This window comes from Pseudomonas sp. PDM14, from assembly GCF_014851905.1.
GTDB lineage: Bacteria > Pseudomonadota > Gammaproteobacteria > Pseudomonadales > Pseudomonadaceae > Aquipseudomonas.
In genome coordinates, this window is record NZ_JACVAQ010000001.1 from 781,639 (window position 1) to 800,257 (window position 18,619).

The following is an 18,619-nucleotide window of genomic DNA, read 5'->3' on the forward strand; positions in this document are numbered from 1 at the left end:
ACATTGCAACCCTGCGACAACCTGACACTTGCAAGGTGAAATTAATTTTTCACTTTGAATTCCACCTGAAATCGGCAAAGGAAAACACGATACGCAGGGTGCGCCATGCGCACCGATCCACCCTGCATCCAACGTCACCGGTAGCGGCGATGCACGTGCGCCCAGCTACGAAAGCGGCCTGGCAGATTTGGCTGCAATCAACGCCTGATCATGGCCACCGAGCAGGCAAAAAAAAGCCGGTCACATGCCTGTGCCGGCCAAGGAGCAACACACGATGAATCAGTTGAAACGGGCTTGCTCGATGGGGCCGTCGAACTGCTCGATGGCACCCGGTTCGATGTAGCGTTTCCAGTTGTCGAAGATCTCGCGACCGGCAAGGAAACCCTCGAAGATCGCGTGGTCGGTCTTGCGCGGCACCACGCAGTCGCCGACCCGATGCACGTTCGCCAGCTCGGCCTTGAGCGCGTGATAGAGGCCATCCACCGGCAGGTGGCGCACCGCCAGGACAATGCTGTCGAAGCCCTCCAGCGTTTCCTCCTCGGCGCTGTACAGGTTGAACAGGTCCACCGACGAACCACGTACCTGGCTGACCCAGGCATTCAGCGTGTAGGTCAGCCCACGGCTGAACAGGTTGGCGTAAACAATGGGCTGATCAAGGGTGGTGCCGAGGCGGTGGAACAGCGCGTTCCAGCGCGTCACCACGTGCACCTGGTGGCCACTTTCCACCAGCAGTTCGGTGATGCCGGCGGAATAACGGTTGCCCTCCTCGTCCAGCACCAGCACGCGCTTGCCGACCCGCTCCGGGTGCGCCAGCACGTCGAGCGCGGTGAACACGTGATCGGCCTCCAGCCCCGGCACCCGGTCGACCAGCGGGTTGATGTCGGAATAGCCGCTGCGATCCGGCAACGAGCCGGTGGCGACGATCACCCCGTCCGGCTGCAGGGCCTTGATCGTCTCGACACTGGCCTCGCAATTCAGGCGCACCTGCACGCCGGCCTTGGCCATGTGCACCTTGAGGTCTTCGGTGATCCAGGCGAAGGAATCGCGGCGCGGCAAACGCACGATGTGATTGACCTGGCCGCCCAGCTCGGCGCACTTTTCCAGCAGCGTGACGCGGTGGCCACGCTTGGCCAGCCCTTCGGCGGCCTTCATCCCGCCAGGGCCGCCACCGATCACCACCCAGTGCTTGGGCGCCGGTGCCAGTTCCAGGGTCTGCGGGCCGAACACCTCTTCACGGCCGGTGGCCGGGTTGATCTGGCAGGTCATCGAGGTACCGTGGAACAGCCGCGAGACACAGCCCTGGTTGCAGCGCAGGCAGTGGTAGATCTCGTCTTCGCGGCCTTCGGCGGTCTTGCGCGCGAACTCCGGGTCGGCGATCTGCGCGCGGGTCATGGCCACCATGTCGGCGTCGCCACGGGCGAGGATCGCCTCGGCTTCGCCGGCACTGCCGATGCCCGAGACGCAGAACACCGGAATCTTCACCGCACGCTTGAGGCGCGCCACCGGGTCGACCAGCCAGCCATTGGGCACGTCGTACGGCGGCATGATGTAGGTGGCCGACTGGTACACCCCGGCCGTGGCCATGATGTAGTCGACATGGCCGCTGGCCTCGACCGTCTGCGCCACCTTGATCCAGTCGGCGACCTCCATGCCGCCCGGCACCATCTCGTCCATCGACAGGCGAATGCCGACCACGAAGTCCGGGCCCACTTTGTCGCGCACCGCCTTGATCACCTCCAGCGGGAAGCGCATGCGGTTGTCGTAGCTGCCGCCGTATTCATCCTCGCGCTTGTTGAACAGCGGCGAGATGAACTGGTGCAGCAGGTAGCTGTGCGCCAGGTGCACTTCCACGCCGTCGAAGCCAGCCAGGCGCGAGTACTCCGCCGAACGCACCCAGCCCTCGACGATCTCGTCCATGTCCGAGCGTTCCATGGCCTTGGCCATTTCACCGAACACCGGCGACTTGATGTTGGACGATGACCAGAGCACCCGGTAATCGTCCATCGCGTGGGTCTCGCCCATCACGCCGAAGTGGTTGAGCTGGGCGAAGATGTGCGCACCGAAGCCATGCACCGCCTCGGTCAGCGCGGTGTCGCGCTCGACCATTTCCTCACGGTAGCCATACGGGTAACCGCGGCAGAAGGTGTTGGAGGTCGGGTGGATCAGGCGGTTGCCGGTCACCATCAGGCCGATGCCGCCTTTGGCCCGCGCGGCGTGGTAGTAGATGTCGCGGTTGTTGGTCAGCCCTTCAGGCGAGTTGAAGGCCATGGCGTGGGCCGACTGCATGATGCGGTTGCGCAGGGTAATCCCGCGCAGCTGCAAGGGTTGGAACAGGTGCGGATAACGTTCGACTGTCATTGCGATTCTCCCCAGGCAGGCGCCGGTTAATGACCCGGCGCGCCCATGGCGCTGCGCCAGTCGGCACCGAAACCTTCCAGCGCACCCTGCTCGATAAACCGCTCGGGGTCGTCCAGCAGCTCGCGGCCGGCCAACATGCCCTCGTAGATGGTGTCCTGCAGGGCTCTGGGCAAACGCGCATCGCCGATGCACTGCAGGTTGTCTACCCGGCCTTGCAGCGCGCGGTACAACGCATCGTGCGAGCTGTGGCCGGCGGCGATGACAAAGGTGTCCGCTTCCAGGCACTCGCCATCCTGGTCGGTAAACAGGTTGAGCAGCTGCGCCTGCTGACCACTGATGCTGCGCACCCAGCTGTTGAGGGTGTAGGTGAGGCCCTTGCGGAACACATGCTGGTAGTTCACCGGCAGGTCGAGGGTCAGCGCCAGGTTGGGCGACAGGGAAATGAAGCGACTGACGACGTGCACCTGATGGCCACGGTCGAGCAGGAACTCGGCCGTACCCAGTGCATAGCGGCCGCCGTCTTCGTCAAACAGCACCACGCGCTTGCCGACCCGCGACGGGTCCTCCAGCACTTCAACCACGCTGAGCACGTTGTCCTGCTCGGTGCCGGGCACGCGGTCCACGGCGGGGCGGGTCGAGGTAAAGGCGGTTTTCAAGGGGGTCGAACCGGTGGCGAGAATGACACCGTCGGCGGCAAAGGCGACCACGTCATCGGCGCTCATGGTGCAGTTCAGACGGATCTCGACGCCGGCCTTGCGCAGCTGCCGTTCCAGGTCGCGGGGGATAAAACCGAATTTCTGCCGACGTGGCAGTTGCGCCGCCAGATTCAGCATGCCGCCCAGACGCTCGCCCTTCTCCACCAGCGTGACCTGATGGCCGCGCTGACGCAGGGTCAATGCCGCCTTCATCCCCGCCGGCCCGCCGCCGACCACCAGCCAGTTACCGGGCGTCTGCGCCGGCTGCAGGGTGTGCACACCAAAGCGCTGCTCGCGGCCGGCTGCCGGGTTGACCACGCAGGAAATGGCGTTGCCCGCCATCAAGCGCGCAATACAAGCCTGGTTGCAGCGAATGCAGTGGTTGATTTCATCTTCGCGGCCCTCGCGCAGCTTGTTGCAGAACTCGGGGTCGGCAATCTGCGTGCGGGTCATCGCCACCATGTCGGTCGCGCCGCTGGCGACCAGGGCTTCGGCTTTGGCCGGGTCGACGATATGGCCGACGATGAACACCGGAATATCACTGATCTCACGTAGCGACGCGCGCAGGCGGGCGCCGTCGTCCACCAGCCAGTTCTCCGGGTAGTCGCCGGGCGGAATCTGGTCCGCATGGGCGGCGTAGGTGCCGGCGGTGGCGCTGACGTAATCGATCAGCCCGGTTTCCACCAGCAGGCGGGTCATCTGGATCGCGGTGTCGGCGTGCATGCCCTCGACGGTGCATTCATCCAGCGACACGCGAATGCCCACGACAAAATCCGGGCCTACCGCTTCACGCACGCGCTGCATGGTTTCGATGGGAAAACGCACGATGTTTTCCAGACTGCCGCCGTACGCATCGGTGCGTTTGTTGTAGACGAACGAGAGAAATTGCTGATGCAGGTAACCGTGGGAGTAATGCAGCTCGACGCCATCGAAACCAGCCGCTTTGGATTTGAGCGCGGTGGCCGCGAAGGCATCCGACACTTCGTCCATCTGCGCCTTGGTCATTTCCTTGGCCCACTCGTTGTAGGCCGGTGACTTCATGGTCGACGGGCCCCACAGCACGCGGTAATCGTCCATCGCACCGCTGCGCCCTTGCGGGCCGAAGTGGATCAGCTGGGCAATGATTCGCCCGCCAAACGCATGCACCGCGTTGACCATCTCGGCATCGCGCTCAACCATTTCTTCACGGTTGCCACGGGCCAGCGAACGATTGGGCCCGGTGGAGTTGGGATGCACGTGGCGGGCACCGGTGACGATCAGGCCGATACCGCCTTTGGCGCGCTCGGCCTGGTAGTGGATGTCACGGTCGTTGGTCAGGCCTTCGGCAGAAGCGAAGCCCTTGGCATGGGCGGTTTGCATCAGCCGATTGCGCACGGTGATGTTGCCAATTTTCAGTGGGGAGAAAATCGAGGGATAGCAGAGCTCCCCCGGCGTCTTTGGCTGGGTCATTTCGCTCATCCTTTTTTGTTGTTCTGGTGAGTGGTCCGCCCTCACGGGGCGGACCTCTGCGCGCTGTACGCAGTGAGAAATTGCCTGAGCTACAGCGCACCGGGCGGCATCACGGCAATGCCCCCGGGCCGATCAGCAGGCGCTGTTAGCGCAGTACGTTTTCACCACTCATGAAAACGAACACGCGGCGGAACTTGCCATCTTCGACGTACCAGAAGTTGCAGTTGCGCAGGCGTGTCTCGGCACCCTGGTGGTCCTTGAGGTAGACGTTGAAGCGCGAGCACACGGTCTGCGTTTCCACGTCGGCGGCGACCTCGAAATCACCGTGCCAGATTTCCTCGAAGTTGTTGAACAGGTTGTCGAACATCTGCCGCACGCCGGCATGCCCGCTGTGGGTCAGGTTGTCGGTCTGGATGGTGAAGGACACATCCTCATGGCAGCAGTCGAGTACCGGCTGCATGGCCTTGCGGTCGACGTTGCCGAAGTATTTTTCGGTGGCCAGTTCGATCAGTTGCTCACGGGTAAGACGACTCATAACACTCTCCACTTCTCGATTCTTAAAGGGCGAAGCCGTGGTAGGCGGCATCGTTGGGATTCTGTGGCGCCGGGTAGGCCTTGCGGCTCGGCTTGAGGCCGAGGCTGAGCATCAGCTCGCAGAGCTTGTAGGCGACCTGGCCGGGGTTGATCACCGGAATCGGCAGGCGCTCGGCCAGGTAGGCGTGGGACTGGTGCATGGTGGTGGAGCCGAGCACGATCACGTCGGCGCCGTCTTCCTCCATCGCCCGCCGCGCTTCGGCTTCGAGCTTGGCGAAGACCACCTCTTCCTTGCCGGCGAGCAGTTCCTTGAGGTCGGGGCGGGTGTCTATCGAGCGCAGCGAGGCCACACGCGGCCACAGCTGGTATTCGGTGAGGGTCTTCTCGTAGAGCGGGAACCACTCGTCCCACATGGTGATGACGCTGAACTTCTTGCCCAGCATGCAGGCCATGTGGAACGCCGACATGCCCGGCGCCACCACCGGAATGTCCAGCCGCGAACGCAGCGCGGCCAGGCCCGAGTCGCTGACGGTGTCGATGCACACGGCGGCGTAGCCTTCCTCCTGGGCACGGATACCGGCCTGCACCACGGAGAAGTCCATCAGCAGCACGTCATAGGCGCTGTCGGCGAGCGACGCGCCTTTGGCGACCGGCACGAATTCGGGGTGAAAACCGGGAAGAATCAGATGATCCGGCAATTGCGAGGCCCGATTGTCGGCCCCAGCCTGGTCCATGGGGATGGGAATGATGACCTTGATACGCTGATCCACGCGTGCCTCCTTGTTAAGGCCGTAGCAGGGAGTGCAGCGTGCTACGGCTTAGTTGTTTGCCTCCTCGTTGCAAACCCGCGGCCAACTCGGCAAAAACGCGCTATCTAACTGATTAATATGAAAAATTCCAGCAATGAAAAAACCTGACTGAACACCCAGGTCTCGCAAAGTGAAATGGCGGCGTTTCATTGCGAAATGCCCGTTACTTCACGTAGCCCTGCCCCGCAGGCTGCCAGGCAAAGAAAAGCCCCGACACCTTCGCAGGCGGCGGGGCTTGATCGAGTCGTGGCGGTGAAGAACCGCAGCGCCTCTACAGCCAGTACTTGGGGTAGCTCGCGCGGTGACGGGCGTTGTTGATGCACCAGGCGACGGCAACGATCACGATCGAGCCGAGCAGCACGGGGGTGAACAGAAAGCTCAGCGGCGCGCCGGCGGCCAGCACCACCAGCGGATTCGCCCCGGCGGGCGCATGCAGCGTGCGCGTTTGCTGCATCGCCGCCAGCGCCAGCCCCACCGCCAGGGCGCCGGCCCACCAGCTGTTGCCCAGGGTGTTCAGCACGATCAGGCCGACCAGGGTAGAAACCAGGTGCCCGCCAATGATGCTGCGCGGCTGCGCCAGGGGCGAGTCCGGAACACCGAAGGCCAGCACGCAGCTGGCACCGAATGCCGCCATCAGCCAGGGCGTGCCGGATGCATGGCTGAGCCAGCCGGTCGCGCCAATGGCGATTACCGCACCCATGAACGAGATCAGGGTGAAACGCAGCGACGGCGCGGGCGGAGCACTGGATTTGAACAGGGAGCCGGTAGTCATGATGAACCCTCCAGGAGGTGGCGAAGTGGGCCGAAGGGTACCGATCGGTATCGCACAATGTCAACCGATCGGTATACACTCGCTGCATCGCTTCCCGAGGGCCCACCAATGAGCACCGCCGAGACCATCACCACTGCGGCACTGAGCCTGTTCCACCGCCAGGGCTATCACGCATCCGGCGTGGAACAGCTGAGCCAGGTCGCCGGGGTCACCAAGAAGACCCTGTACCGCCACTTCCCGAGCAAGGAGCACCTGGTGGAAGCCGCGATGCAGCTTCGCGACGTGCAGTTCATGAACCAGATGAAGACGGCGGTCGAGGCCGTCGCCGCGCCCCGGCGGCCGCAGGCCTACCTCGACTTCATCGCCGCCTGGGCACGCCAGCCGGACTTCTGCGGCTGTGCGTTCATCAATGCCTCGGCCGAGTACAGCGCCCCGAACGACCCGCCTCACCTGCTGGCCAAGGCGCACAAGCAGAACGTCCTCGACTACCTGCAGACGCTCTGCAGCGAGGCCGGGCTGAAACAGCCCTCGGCGACGGCATTGCAGCTGTTCCTGATCGGCGAAGGGCTGATCGTGGCGTGCCAGGTGAACGGCACGTCCGATGCGCTGGTCGAGGCGGCCACCAGCCTGCTCACTGCGCTGACTCAGGCAAGCACCTGAGTTCCGCCACCGCGCGTGTACGGACGCGCCGGGCGCCCTTTTCAACCACTTTTCGACGCGGGTACTGACTGTGGACAGGTTCCAGGAAATGAAGGTGCTGCTGGCCGTCACCGAGGCAGAAAGCCTGGCCGGCGGCGCCAAGCTGATGGGCATGTCGCCCCCGAGCGCCACGCGCGCCATCGCCGCGCTGGAGCAGCGCCTCGGCACCCTGCTGCTGGCCCGCAGCACGCGCAGCCTGCGCCTCACCGAAGCCGGCCGGCGCTACGTGGAAGACTGCAAGCGCATCCTGCTGGAGCTGGAGGAAGCGGAAGAGCTGGCCGCCGGCAGCAACCTGCGCGTGCGCGGCAACCTGACCGTTACCGCGCCGGTGATGTTCGGCGAGCTGTTCCTGATGCCGCTGATCACCGACTACCTCGCCGCGCACAGCGACGTCACCGTCAACGCGCTGCTGGTGGATCGGCTGGTCAGCCTGGTCGACGAGGGGGTGGATGTCGCCATCCGCATCGGCCATCTGCCCGAGGGGCCGTTTCACGCGCTGCGGGTTGGCGAGATCCGCCCGGTGATCTGCGCCGCGCCGGCGTTTCTCGACCGTGTGGGCCGACCGACACAGCCCGAGGACCTGCAGGGCGCTTCGATCGTCATGTCTTCCGCCAGCGCCCTGCTCACCACCTGGCAGTTCGAGGGTAGCGACGGCTCCGTCACCCTGACCCCGCAACCGCGCCTGGTGGTCAGCTCCAACCAGGCGGCGATCAATGCGGCGCGCATGGGCTGGGGATTCACCCGGGTGTTGTCCTACCAGGTCGCCGATGCGGTAGCCAGGGGCGAACTCGAGGTCGTGCTCAGCGCGTTCGCCACCCAGGCGTTGCCGATCCACGTGCTGTACCAGAGCGGCCGGCAGGCCTCGGCCAAGGTGCGCACCTTTGTCGATCACTGCTACGACCGCCTCGCGCAAGACCCTGCGCTGCGCCAGCTCGGAGCGATGTGAGACATGAGCCGCTTCCACGAGATGCAGGTGTTCGAGGCGGTGGCGCAGACCGGTAGCCTGGCCGCCGCCGCGCGCCAGCTGGAGCTGGCCCCGGCCACCGTGGTGCGTGCGATCGCCGCCCTGGAAGCGCGCCTGGGCAGCGTTCTGCTGCTGCGCAGCCCGCGCGGCGTGAGCCTGAGCGCGGCGGGAGAACGCTTCGCCAGCAGTTGCCAGCTGATCCTCGAGGAAGTCGCCGAGGCGGAGCGCTCCGCCAGCGGTATCCACAGCCATCACGCCGGGCAACTGACGGTGTCGCTGCCGCTGCTGATGACACACCAGGTGTTCATGCCCATCGCCCTGGATTACCTAGAAGCCTTTCCCGACGTGCAGATGCGCACACGCACCCGTGAGGACATGCCCAAACTGCTGGAAGAAGGCATTGATGTGGCCTTCGTCGTCGGCCACCTGCCCGACTCCTCCGGCTTCGCCGTTTCGGTGGGCAGGGTCAAGCCAATGATCTGCGCCTCGCCCGCCTACCTCGCCCGCTGGGGCCGCCCCAGCAGCGCCGATGACCTCCGGGGCCATCGCACCCTGCTCGCCAGCTCTGCGGGCCTCGGCGTCGAATGGCGCTTCCACGGCGACTCGCCGACGCGCTCGCTGCGCACCACGCCGGTCCTCACCTGCACCACCCAGCAGGCGGCGATTCGCGCCGCCGTCGCCGGGCTCGGGCTGATCCGCTGCGTGAGCTACGAAGTCCACCAGGAGCTGCGAAGCGGGCTGCTCGAACCGGTGCTGCAGGACTGCGCCGCGCCGGAGCTGCCGGCCCAGCTCATCTACCGAGAAGGGCGCAAAGCCTGCGCACGCGTGCGCACCTTCATCGATTTCGCCGCGCCGCGCCTGCGCCTGCACCCGGCGCTGTGTGACTGAGCGCGGTCCTCGTCAGCTTTCTTGCAGAAACTGAAATTATGGATTGCCCGCTGTGGCGATTCTGCTGCAACGCATCCGGGCGCAGCATGCCCTCCATCAGCGCGACAACCGACGCTGCCATTCACCTGCTGCGGAGACCCCGACCATGACCCAAGCCGCCATCAAACTGTACCGTCACCCGCTTTCCGGCCACGCCCACCGCGTCGAGCTGCTGCTCTCGCTGCTCAAGCTGCCGACCGAACTGATGTTCGTCGACCTGGCCAACGGCGAACACAAGAAGCCGGAATTCCTCGCCATCAACGCCTTCGGCCAGGTGCCGGTGATCGATGACAACGGCACCCGCCTCGCCGACTCCAACGCCATCCTGGTGTACCTGGCGCAGAAGTACGGCAGCGGCAGCTGGAAGGCCCAGGACCCGCTCACCGCAGCACGCATTCAGCGCTGGTTGTCGGTAGCCGCCGGCCAGGTGGCCTACGGCCCGGCAGCGGCCCGCCTGATCACCGTGTTCGGCGCCTCGTTCAATGCCGAGGAAGTGATCAACCGTGCCCATGCCCTGCTCAAGGTGATGGACGCCGAACTGGCCGACAGCCCGTTCCTGGCCGGCACCGAACCGACCATCGCCGATGTGGCCAATTGCGCCTACATCGCCCACGCTCCTGAAGGCAACGTGTCGCTGGAGGCCTACCCGAACGTGCGAGCCTGGCTGCAACGCATCGAAGCCCTGCCCGGCTTCGTGCCCATGCAACGCACTGCCATCGGCCTGGCCAGCTAAGTACGGCCCCGGCTGCCGGCCACCCCGGCAGCCCCTTTTCAAGGAGCATCTGCCATGGACCATCTGCCCGAAACCCGCAAGAAATCGCCCTGGCATGCCGGCGAGAAAAAATTGCAGGAACACTTCCACGCCGCCGAGCGCATGGAAGAACTCGGCCAGCGGGTGATCCGTGACTACATGCCCGACCAGCACCGCGAGTTCTACCACCAGTTGCCGTTCATGGTGGTCGGCGCCGTCGATGCTGAAAACCGCCCCTGGGCCACCCTGCTGGAAGGGCCAGAAGGTTTCGTCACCTCGGCCGATCCATACCACCTGCTGCTCGACACCCTGCCCGACCCGCAAGACCCGGCCACGCCCGGCCTGCAGGCCGGCCATGCCATCGGCATGCTCGGCATCGAGCTGCACACCCGCCGCCGTAACCGCATGAACGGGGTGATTCAGAGCACCTCGAAAGGTGGCCTGGAAGTGGCGGTCGAGCAGTCCTATGGCAACTGCCCCAAGTACATTCAGGAACGTATCTACACCCTGCTGCCGGAGCCACAAAACGGCAAGCCGGCGCGCCAGGATTTCACCGCACTGAATGAGCAAACCACGGCGTGGATACGCGGCGCCGACACGTTTTTCATCGCCAGCTTTGTCGACCACGATGCCGACACCCGCTCGGTGGATGTGTCCCATCGCGGCGGCCGCGCCGGCTTCATCAAGGTGGAAGGCAATCGCCTGACCATCCCCGACTACGCCGGCAATCTGTTCTTCAACACCCTGGGCAACCTGCAAACAAACCCGGTGGCCGGCCTGCTGTTTGTCGACTTCACCACCGGCGACATGCTGCAACTGTTCGGCCGCACCGAGCTGCTGCTCGATAGCCCGCTGATCAAGGCCTTCGAGGGCGCCGAGCGGCTATGGACCGTCGAGGTCGAGCAGGTGGTGTTGCGCCCGGCGGCGCTGAATATCCGCTGGCTGTTCAGCGACTACGCGCCCACCAGCCTGGCCACCGGCACCTGGGCGGAAACCGACGCGCGCCTGCAGCAGGTCGAGCAGCGCAAGCAATGGCAGCAATGGCGCGTGGCGCGGGTGGAACAGGAAAGCAGCGATATCCGCTCGTTCTATCTCACTCCCGACGATGAGGCCGTGGTGCCCTTCTCGCCCGGCCAGCATTTGCCGGTACGCATTCTCGCTGCCGGTGATGAAGCGTTGGTGCGTACCTATACCGTGTCCAGCGCGCCGTCCGACGGGCATATCCGCATCAGCGTAAAACGCCAGGGCAAGGCCTCGTTTCATCTGCACGACCACATTCAGGTCGGCGAGGTGCTGGAGGTGCGCGCGCCGGTGGGCAGTTTTACCCTCACCGACAGCGCCACGCGGCCGGTGGTGTTGCTCGGTGCCGGCGTGGGTATCACGCCGATGATCTCCATGGCCCGCGAGCTGGTGGCGCAGAACATTGCCCAGCAGACGGTGCGGCCGATCCATCTGTTCCAGAGCGCACGCACCCTGGCCGACCTGCCGTTTCAGCAGGAACTGCGCGAGCTGATGGAGCGCTCGGCCGGCTCTCTGAAGGTGCATCGCACCCTGAGCAATCCCGAGACCGAGGCGCGCCTGGAGCACGATTATCAGGTGGCTGGGCGTCTGGACTTTACCCAGGTCAAAGCACGTCTGCCGCTGGATGACTACGACTTCTACCTGTGCGGCCCGGGCGGTTTTCTGCAGGCCATGTACGACGGTCTGCGCGGCGTGAATATCGCCGACCAGCGCATCCACGCCGAAGCCTTTGGCCCCTCGGCCCTGACCCGCACCGCCAGCGAAGCGCCACCCAGCTTGGAGCAACCGCCCGCCGCCGAAGGGCCGGTGCCGGTGTACTTCAATGCCTCGGGCAGCGAAGCGCGCTGGAAGCCCGGTGCCGGCAGCCTGCTGGAACTGGCCGAAAGCAAAGGCCTGAGCCCGGAGTTCAGTTGCCGTGGCGGCTCCTGTGGCACCTGCGCCACCAAGCTGCTGAGCGGCGCCGTGCACTACAGCAACCCACCTGCGCAGTTGCCGGGCGACGACAAGGTGCTGATCTGCTGCGCCATCCCCGCGCAAACCGACGGCAGCACTCAACCCCTGGTCCTGGATCTCTAACGAGGAGGTGCGACATGAACAGCAACGCCTACAGCCGTTCGATTCCACTGTGGAAAGGTGTCGACAGCCTCGACACCTCGCCACAGTCGCTCAGCGTCGTGGAAGTGGAAGGCAGTTACCTGCTGCCGCAGTGGCTGGCCGCTAACGAGGTCCAGGCAGGGTGCGCCGCGCGCACCAGCACCCGCACCGTCAACACGCCACCGCCACTCGCCTCTATCGCCCTCTAGGAGCACGCGCCATGTCCGAGATTCGCCAACCGGTTCCGCCCTTCACCCGCGAGACCGCGATCCTCAAGGTGCGCCTGGCCGAAGACGGCTGGAACAGCCGCGATGCCGGCAAGGTCGCCCTCGCCTACACCCCCGATACGCGCTGGCGCAACCGCGCCGAATTCGCCAGCAGCCGCGCGGAGGCCGAAGCCTTTCTGCGGCGTAAATGGAACAAGGAACTGGAGTACCGGCTGATCAAGGAGCTCTGGGCCTTCACCGACAACCGCATCGCCGTGCGCTACGCCTACGAATGGCACGACGACTCCGGCAACTGGTTCCGCTCCTACGGCAACGAGAACTGGGAGTTCGCCGACAACGGCCTGATGGCCCACCGCTTTGCCTGCATCAACGACCTGCCCATCAGCGAGGCAGAACGCAAATTCCGCTGGCCACTCGGGCGCCGCCCGGATGACCATCCGGGGCTGTCAGACCTGGGCCTGTAGCGTCACGCGGCCAATCGGCTTGCACGCCCCTTCCTCTCTGCCGTTGCCCTATGGCGGAGAGGTCGAAGCAGCTGATTTTTCGGGCGTTCCAGGCTTGCTGGCTGTACAAGAACGATCCCTGCCGGGCCGGCATATCGCATCTTGCCCAATACCCTCCAAATGAGAATCACTTGACCTCTTCTGTCCGGCCCGCGAGTCTGCGCGTTGCGTTTCGCTTCCCTAACAGAGGAGTTCACATGTCTAGACTGCCTGCCCCGCTGGATCGCCTGCCATTTCCGGTCATCGGCTCACCTATGTTCATCATCAGCACGCCGAAGTTGGTCATCGAACAATGCAAGGCCGGCGTGGTTGGTTCCATGCCGGCCCTCAACGCTCGCCCCGCCTCGTTGCTGGAAGACTGGCTGGCCGAAGTGACCGAGACGCTCGCAGCCTACAACCAGGCCAACCCCGACAACCCGGCCGCCCCGTTCTCGATCAACCAGATCGTGCACAAGAGCAACGACCGCCTGGAGCACGACATGGAGCTCTGCGTGAAGTACAAGGTGCCCGTCATCATCACGTCGCTGGGAGCACGTGAGGACATCTACGCGGCGGCTCACTCCTACGGCGGCGTCGTCCTGCACGACGTGATCAACAACGCCTTCGCCCGCAAGGCGGTCGAGAAAGGCGCCGACGGCCTGATCGCGGTCGCCACCGGTGCCGGCGGCCATGCCGGGGTGAAGAGCCCCTTCGCGCTGATCCAGGAAATCCGCCAGTGGTTCGACGGTCCGCTGGCCTTGTCCGGCTCCATCGCCACCGGCGGCGCCATCCTGGCCGCGCAGGCCATGGGCGCGGACTTCGCCTATATCGGTTCGGCATTCATCGCCACCGAGGAAGCCAATGCGGCCGAGGCCTACAAGCACGCCATTGTCGATGGCACATCCGATGACATTGTCTACAGCAACCTGTTCACCGGGGTCCACGGCAACTACCTGAAGCCCTCGATCCTGGCCGCCGGCCTGGACCCGGACAACCTTGCCGAGAGCGACCCGAGCAAGATGAATTTCGGCAGTAGCGACGCCAAGGCGTGGAAGGATATCTGGGGCTGTGGCCAGGGCATCGCGCCGATCAGCAAGGTGCAGAAAGTCTCCGCGTTCATTTCCCAGCTCAAGCGCGAATACGCCGAAGCCAAGGCCAGGCTGGCCTGACAACGCCGCATTGCCAGACCCGCTACGGCTGTGAATTCAGCCGTTAGCGGGCTTGTCGCTGCAGATGAGTGCGACCTGAGCCCTAGCGCCAAACGGATCAGTCGTTCTCCAGCATCCCTTTCAACGGCGCAGGGGCATACAGCGCGCTCTGGAATTCCGGCACGTACTCGTACTTCATCATTTTGCCCAGCCCCAATGACTTGATGTAGGTCGACAGGCTGCCGTCGCTCAGCACCAGTTTCACCGCGTCTTCGCGGGTGCTGGAAGCATGACGCAACTGGCGCGAAACCGCGTAGCCGTAGCTCAGCTCGCCGTTGTGGCCGATGTTGGTGAAGCTGTTGGTGACCAGGCCAACCTCGCTGGAAAGATCACCCAGTTTCTCCGTCTCGAGCGTGACATCGACCTTCCCCGTCTGGTTGTCGAGTATCTCGAAGATCACCGATTTATCGGTTTCCCGCAGGTTGATACCGGTCAGCCACTTGGGCAGGTTGTAGCCGACCACGCCCCTTACCTTGGCCAGCTCCGTGTTGACCGGGAGCTTGAGCACGTAACCCCAGAAGTCCTCCGACATCGACTGACCGATCAGGGAAACCGGCCCCAGATTGGCGTTCCCAGGCTTGTTGGTGACGATGGACAGGGCGATCTCGTTGTAGCTGTCGTTGTCGCAATACTCATAGGCGTAGGCGGTCACTGCCACCAGACCTCGACCCGGCCAGACCTGAAGCGGTTGGACCTGTTCCAGGACCTCGGCGGGCATCAGCGCTCGCAGCCTGTCCAGATCCGCGGTGAAGACCACGGTGACCCTGCTGTTCTTGTAATAGAAGTTCGGCGAGTAGGACTCGAAGCCCATGTCGACCTTGGTTTTCTTGAGCTCCTTGAACCAGCTCAGGTCGATACCGGGTGCTTCGGACGCGATCACGGAGAGCGGAGGGTTGGAGTGATAGCGGTCGTACAATCCGCCCGCCACGACGGGAATGACCTGCCCCGCGATGGTGGTCGTGGCCGTCGCGCTCTGGCCAGGCTCGGGCACGTTCGCGGCCCAAGAAGAAAAAGCCGTGGCGTTCAGGAGAACCCCCGCCAGTATCGCTACGTTTCTGAATTTCATGTCTGTCGTCTCCGCATCGTGATGAGGTTCCTGCCCCTCGAACCCCTGGGTGCAGCCGCCAAGTCATGTGCTTGAGAGGCCGGGCGCGGCAACCCTAACGTTCAACTTAACTTTAAGGTCAAGTCGCAGATGCAGTTTCTTTGTAACGGCGCAGCAACACCGATTGCTGCAGCTCGATCACGCTGGGGCAGCGCGTCGGTCGCAGTCGGCAGGAAGGGTGTGAGACAGGACAAATAAGGCGGGGTAAGGCGGGTGAATGCATCGCGGCGATGGGCCGATAGCCCACCGGCCAATGGCAATCATTTTTACCCGGCGGTATCGGGCCAGTGCGCGCAAACGGCAGCTGACCCGATGAGTCTCGCAGTGTGAAAACCGTCAGAAAGCAGGATCACCCAGCGCAAAAGCCGCCCCCTCAATGTGATAGACCTGCGGCTCTGCCGAGAAGTACGCCTCCAGGCCCATCATGAACACCCGGTGATCGTCACTCGCCTCGAAGCCCGGCGTGTGATCCTCGAGGGATTGCCAGCGCACGATCAGATTGAATTGCTGCGGAGTTTCGATCCCTTGGGCCAGCATGTGCCCGCAATAACCTTTTGCACGGCAGAGCAAAGGAGCAACCTCGGCAAATGCATGCCTGAACTTTTCAATCTGGTCGCTGTGAACGGGCAGTAGAGCGATCTCATAGATCATGGGATTCCCCGCAAGTGAGTTCAACGTTTGCCAGATCAGACGCCGGCACGACGGCAATCGCGATCTTTCCTTGAAGGCCGTTGTTGGGGCTCTCCAACTGCGCATGGGCGAGTGCAAGATCGGCCAGTGAATAGACCGCGCCAACGTGCGGGCGCAGTTGGCCGCGCGCGATCAACGTGCTCAATTCGTCCAGCTTGCCGCGGTTCTGGCGGGTGAACACGAAGTGATAACTCGCGTTCTTGCCCCAGGCCTGGATGAGGTTCTGTGGCTGGGCGATGTCCACGATGCTGACAACCCGGCCAAGTTGGGCGAGGACGTCGGGGCTGCGGGACAATGCGTCGCCGCCGATGGTGTCGAACACCACATCGACTCCGCGACCATCGGTTTCCCGGTTGATGACATCGACGTAATCCTCTTTTTCGTAGTCGATGATCACATCGGCACCCATGCGTCGTGCGAACTCAATGTTCGCTTCACGCACGGTGGTAAAGACTCGCGCACCAATGGCTTTCGCCAACTGGATCGCGACATGACCGACGCCCCCTGCACCGCCGTGTATCAGGATGCTTTCGCCCACTTTGAGTGCCGCTCGCACCGTCAGTGCTTCCCATGCCGTTCCGCCCACCAGGCTCAGGCTTGCCGCCTCGAGATGACTCAGCGAAGCACGCTTCTTCGCGACAATGCCTTGGGCCGCCACGTGGTATTCGGCATAACTTCCCGGGCCCTCGAATATTTGCGGGGTGTACCAGACGGCGTCCCCGGGAACGAAAGCCGTGACACCCGACCCGACTTCCTCGACAACGCCAGATACGTCATGACCGGTAATCGCCGGAAGTGGCACCAGGTCGGCATAATCGCCACGTCGGACCTGATAATCCAAAGGATTGATGGCGGTCGCGTGTATCCGGACCAAGACTTGCCCCGCGCCCGGAACCGGTTTTGGCACATCGCGAAGTTCGAACGACTGCGGGCCGCCGAAGGACTTGAGCATCATCGCTTTCATTGTAAAACCTCATTTCTATAAAAAGGGATATCGGGAATTTTCGATTTAACTGGAGAGCAATTACTACACAGGGCTAGGTCATCACAGCGCCTCGCTTCGACTAACCGGGATATCGGGAATTCTAGATATTTAGCGGGAAAAAATTACAGCTCTCTGCCGATGATCTCGGCAAGGGCGCTGATGGTTGCTTCGTTGCGTTTGTAGTACGTCCACTGGCCAATGCGCCTGACTTCAACCAACCCTGCCCGCTGCAGCGTTGCAAGATAATCAGACACCGTCGACTGCGACAGCCCGACGCCTTCCTGGATGCTACTGACGCAAACGCCAACCGTGAGCACATCCCCCTCATCCTGCGGAGGGAAGCTTTTCGCCGGATCCTTCAAACCCTTCAGGATTTCGAGACGGGTACGGTTTGATAGCGCTTTGAAAACTTCAAGTAGGTCCATGGGCTCAGGATATCGAAATTTACCGATATGTCAATACGCTCGATTTGCATTCGGTCGAGCCTTTCTCGCCACCCCGGATCTGCCGCAGCGCTTGCGGATTGCACAACCGCGAGCCAAGGATGATGCCCGCAAGTGGTTTACCCAAGGGGTGGAAGGCTATGCATTCGCACAGGGCGATCTTTATGAAATCAAGCCCTGTAGAAAAGCCTGGGCTGCCCTCTTCTGGCCACGAGCAGACGGCACCGCTATCACTCCTGCCATCACCCTAGCGCCCTGGGCGAGATCCTCCCGAAGAGCGATGGCGCTGCCACGCGCAGGTGCCGACTATGGGCGCGTAGCGTCTCGCTACGAGGGTTGCCGGGCGCCGCCTGGCCGGTCACTACAGCCGTGCAGAGCATAGGGAATTGCCATGAAGAAACTGTTTTCAATCATCGTCGTGGGGCTCGCAGGCGCTGCCGGCGGCCTGTATTTCTCGCCCACGGCGCTCCTGGCTAGCACGCAGCTTGTCGAGCAACGCATGGCGGGGTTGTCGAGCCGGGAAATCCAGGTCGGCGAGTTCACCATTCGCTACTACGAAGGCGGCCCGGCGGACGGCGAAACCCTCTTGATGCTGCATGGCTTCGGCGGCAACCGCGACACCTGGCTGCGCTTTTCCCGGCCGCTCACCGAGCGTTACCGTGTCATCGCCCTCGACTTGCCGGGCTTTGGTGAAAGCAGCAAACCGGATGTCAGCTACGACGTCGACAGCCAGGTCGAGCGTTTACACGCGCTGGTCCAGGCCCTGGGCCTGCGCAAACTGCACCTGATCGGCAACTCCATGGGCGGCCACATCGCCGCGCTCTACAGCGCTCGCCACGGCGATGACGTGCTCAGTCTGGCCCTGCTGAACAACGCCGGAGTGACCACGCCGATCAAGAGCGAGATGATCCAGCGCGTGCAGCGCGGCGAGCCCAACCCGCTGGTGGTGCGAAAACCGGAAGACTTCGATGTGCTGATGCATTTTGTCTTCGTCACCCCGCCCGAGATGCCGGGGCCGCTGAAGAAGCACTTCGCCGAGCAGTCGATGGCCAGCCGTGATCACCTCGACCGTATCTTCGCCCAGCTGCGCGAACGCTATGTGCCGCTGGAGCCGGAGCTGCCAAACATCCAGGTTCCGACCCTGCTGCTGTGGGGCGATCAGGACCGGGTCCTGGACGTGTCCAGCATCGAGGTGATGAAACCGCTGTTGAAGAAACCCAGTGTGGTGATCATGCAGCAGTGCGGCCACGTGCCGATGCTCGAACGCCCGGACGAAACCGCCCGCCACTATCAGGATTTTCTCAACGCCAACCGCGGCTGAAGCCGCCAGCAAACTAGCGCCTGGCCGGACGAAGCGAATGCGTCCGCGCGACGATGACCGACGGGGCGGGTACTTTGATGCTACT

Annotated in this window: 18 protein-coding genes; 9 read left to right on the top strand and 9 right to left on the bottom strand. The window is 63.5% G+C overall.

Annotated elements, in window-relative coordinates; translation table 11 throughout:
• Positions 1–279: 279 nt before the first annotated feature.
• From IB229_RS03615 to IB229_RS03635, 5 genes are all read right to left on the bottom strand, one after another.
• A complete protein-coding gene (locus IB229_RS03615; RefSeq protein WP_192325041.1) occupies positions 280–2,358 on the bottom strand; it encodes an FAD-dependent oxidoreductase in 2,079 nt (692 codons plus the stop codon).
• 26 nt (positions 2,359–2,384) lie between these two features.
• Positions 2,385–4,502, bottom strand: a complete 2,118-nt coding sequence (locus IB229_RS03620) for an FAD-dependent oxidoreductase (RefSeq protein WP_192325043.1) — start codon at positions 4,500–4,502, stop codon at positions 2,385–2,387.
• Between the two features lie 145 nt (positions 4,503–4,647).
• Positions 4,648–5,037, bottom strand: a complete 390-nt coding sequence (locus IB229_RS03625) for a nuclear transport factor 2 family protein (protein WP_192325045.1) — start codon at positions 5,035–5,037, stop codon at positions 4,648–4,650.
• Positions 5,038–5,059: 22 nt separating this feature from the next.
• The gene (locus IB229_RS03630; RefSeq protein ID WP_318652077.1) at positions 5,060–5,806 is read right to left on the bottom strand and encodes an aspartate/glutamate racemase family protein; all 747 of its coding nucleotides are present in this window, start codon (positions 5,804–5,806) and stop codon (positions 5,060–5,062) included.
• 310 nt (positions 5,807–6,116) lie between these two features.
• Positions 6,117–6,617 (bottom strand): HPP family protein, encoded by a 501-nt coding sequence (locus IB229_RS03635; protein ID WP_192325047.1) that lies wholly within the window; start codon positions 6,615–6,617, stop codon positions 6,117–6,119.
• A 108-nt stretch (positions 6,618–6,725) separates the two neighbouring features.
• Here IB229_RS03635 and IB229_RS03640 point away from each other — a divergent pair, with 108 nt between their 5' ends.
• From IB229_RS03640 to IB229_RS03675, 8 genes are all read left to right on the top strand, one after another.
• Positions 6,726–7,277 carry a TetR/AcrR family transcriptional regulator gene (locus IB229_RS03640; RefSeq protein ID WP_192325049.1) on the top strand — a complete coding sequence of 184 codons (552 nt, stop codon included), beginning with the start codon at positions 6,726–6,728 and terminating at the stop codon, positions 7,275–7,277.
• 88 nt (positions 7,278–7,365) lie between these two features.
• The gene (locus tag IB229_RS03645; RefSeq protein ID WP_192325050.1) at positions 7,366–8,262 is read left to right on the top strand and encodes a LysR family transcriptional regulator; all 897 of its coding nucleotides are present in this window, start codon (positions 7,366–7,368) and stop codon (positions 8,260–8,262) included.
• 3 nt (positions 8,263–8,265) lie between these two features.
• Positions 8,266–9,168, top strand: a complete 903-nt coding sequence (locus tag IB229_RS03650; RefSeq protein ID WP_192325052.1) for a LysR family transcriptional regulator — start codon at positions 8,266–8,268, stop codon at positions 9,166–9,168.
• A gap of 145 nt (positions 9,169–9,313) precedes the next feature.
• Positions 9,314–9,940 (top strand): glutathione S-transferase, encoded by a 627-nt coding sequence (locus IB229_RS03655; RefSeq protein WP_192325054.1) that lies wholly within the window; start codon positions 9,314–9,316, stop codon positions 9,938–9,940.
• Between the two features lie 54 nt (positions 9,941–9,994).
• Positions 9,995–12,055, top strand: a complete 2,061-nt coding sequence (locus IB229_RS03660; protein WP_192325056.1) for a pyridoxamine 5'-phosphate oxidase family protein — start codon at positions 9,995–9,997, stop codon at positions 12,053–12,055.
• A gap of 14 nt (positions 12,056–12,069) precedes the next feature.
• Positions 12,070–12,282: a hypothetical protein gene (locus IB229_RS03665; protein ID WP_192325058.1), complete on the top strand. Its 213-nt coding sequence runs from the start codon at positions 12,070–12,072 to the stop codon at positions 12,280–12,282.
• A gap of 11 nt (positions 12,283–12,293) precedes the next feature.
• The gene (locus IB229_RS03670; protein WP_192325060.1) at positions 12,294–12,764 is read left to right on the top strand and encodes a DUF1348 family protein; all 471 of its coding nucleotides are present in this window, start codon (positions 12,294–12,296) and stop codon (positions 12,762–12,764) included.
• Between the two features lie 236 nt (positions 12,765–13,000).
• Positions 13,001–13,951 carry an NAD(P)H-dependent flavin oxidoreductase gene (locus tag IB229_RS03675; protein WP_192325062.1) on the top strand — a complete coding sequence of 317 codons (951 nt, stop codon included), beginning with the start codon at positions 13,001–13,003 and terminating at the stop codon, positions 13,949–13,951.
• A gap of 97 nt (positions 13,952–14,048) precedes the next feature.
• Here IB229_RS03675 and IB229_RS03680 read toward each other — a convergent pair whose 3' ends face one another.
• The 4 genes from IB229_RS03680 to IB229_RS03695 form a co-directional block, all read right to left on the bottom strand.
• Positions 14,049–15,056, bottom strand: coding sequence for an acetoacetate decarboxylase (ADC) (locus IB229_RS03680; RefSeq protein WP_192325064.1), 1,008 nt, complete (start codon positions 15,054–15,056; stop codon positions 14,049–14,051).
• 375 nt (positions 15,057–15,431) lie between these two features.
• A complete protein-coding gene (locus tag IB229_RS03685) occupies positions 15,432–15,746 on the bottom strand; it encodes an antibiotic biosynthesis monooxygenase family protein (RefSeq protein WP_192325066.1) in 315 nt (104 codons plus the stop codon).
• A complete protein-coding gene (locus IB229_RS03690; protein ID WP_192325068.1) occupies positions 15,736–16,749 on the bottom strand; it encodes a zinc-dependent alcohol dehydrogenase family protein in 1,014 nt (337 codons plus the stop codon). The genes IB229_RS03685 and IB229_RS03690 overlap by 11 nt, the downstream gene beginning before the upstream one ends.
• Positions 16,750–16,892: 143 nt before the next feature.
• Positions 16,893–17,195, bottom strand: a complete 303-nt coding sequence (locus tag IB229_RS03695) for an ArsR/SmtB family transcription factor (RefSeq protein WP_192325070.1) — start codon at positions 17,193–17,195, stop codon at positions 16,893–16,895.
• 409 nt (positions 17,196–17,604) lie between these two features.
• Between IB229_RS03695 and IB229_RS03700 the strand changes: the two genes are divergently transcribed.
• The gene (locus IB229_RS03700) at positions 17,605–18,534 is read left to right on the top strand and encodes an alpha/beta fold hydrolase (RefSeq protein ID WP_192325072.1); all 930 of its coding nucleotides are present in this window, start codon (positions 17,605–17,607) and stop codon (positions 18,532–18,534) included.
• Positions 18,535–18,619 lie beyond the last annotated feature (85 nt).

What these genes read in the sequence shown, in the direction of transcription:
- IB229_RS03615 (WP_192325041.1), bottom strand. Translation starts at nt 2,358, where the DNA reads ATGACAGTCGAACGTTATCCGCACCTGTTCCAACCCTTGCAGCTGCGC.
- IB229_RS03620 (WP_192325043.1), bottom strand. Translation starts at nt 4,502, where the DNA reads ATGACCCAGCCAAAGACGCCGGGGGAGCTCTGCTATCCCTCGATTTTC.
- IB229_RS03625 (WP_192325045.1), bottom strand. Translation starts at nt 5,037, where the DNA reads ATGAGTCGTCTTACCCGTGAGCAACTGATCGAACTGGCCACCGAAAAA.
- IB229_RS03635 (WP_192325047.1), bottom strand. Translation starts at nt 6,617, where the DNA reads ATGACTACCGGCTCCCTGTTCAAATCCAGTGCTCCGCCCGCGCCGTCG.
- IB229_RS03640 (WP_192325049.1), top strand. Translation starts at nt 6,726, where the DNA reads ATGAGCACCGCCGAGACCATCACCACTGCGGCACTGAGCCTGTTCCAC.
- IB229_RS03645 (WP_192325050.1), top strand. Translation starts at nt 7,366, where the DNA reads ATGAAGGTGCTGCTGGCCGTCACCGAGGCAGAAAGCCTGGCCGGCGGC.
- IB229_RS03650 (WP_192325052.1), top strand. Translation starts at nt 8,266, where the DNA reads ATGAGCCGCTTCCACGAGATGCAGGTGTTCGAGGCGGTGGCGCAGACC.
- IB229_RS03655 (WP_192325054.1), top strand. Translation starts at nt 9,314, where the DNA reads ATGACCCAAGCCGCCATCAAACTGTACCGTCACCCGCTTTCCGGCCAC.
- IB229_RS03660 (WP_192325056.1), top strand. Translation starts at nt 9,995, where the DNA reads ATGGACCATCTGCCCGAAACCCGCAAGAAATCGCCCTGGCATGCCGGC.
- IB229_RS03665 (WP_192325058.1), top strand. Translation starts at nt 12,070, where the DNA reads ATGAACAGCAACGCCTACAGCCGTTCGATTCCACTGTGGAAAGGTGTC.
- IB229_RS03670 (WP_192325060.1), top strand. Translation starts at nt 12,294, where the DNA reads ATGTCCGAGATTCGCCAACCGGTTCCGCCCTTCACCCGCGAGACCGCG.
- IB229_RS03675 (WP_192325062.1), top strand. Translation starts at nt 13,001, where the DNA reads ATGTCTAGACTGCCTGCCCCGCTGGATCGCCTGCCATTTCCGGTCATC.
- IB229_RS03680 (WP_192325064.1), bottom strand. Translation starts at nt 15,056, where the DNA reads ATGAAATTCAGAAACGTAGCGATACTGGCGGGGGTTCTCCTGAACGCC.
- IB229_RS03685 (WP_192325066.1), bottom strand. Translation starts at nt 15,746, where the DNA reads ATGATCTATGAGATCGCTCTACTGCCCGTTCACAGCGACCAGATTGAA.
- IB229_RS03690 (WP_192325068.1), bottom strand. Translation starts at nt 16,749, where the DNA reads ATGAAAGCGATGATGCTCAAGTCCTTCGGCGGCCCGCAGTCGTTCGAA.
- IB229_RS03695 (WP_192325070.1), bottom strand. Translation starts at nt 17,195, where the DNA reads ATGGACCTACTTGAAGTTTTCAAAGCGCTATCAAACCGTACCCGTCTC.
- IB229_RS03700 (WP_192325072.1), top strand. Translation starts at nt 17,605, where the DNA reads ATGAAGAAACTGTTTTCAATCATCGTCGTGGGGCTCGCAGGCGCTGCC.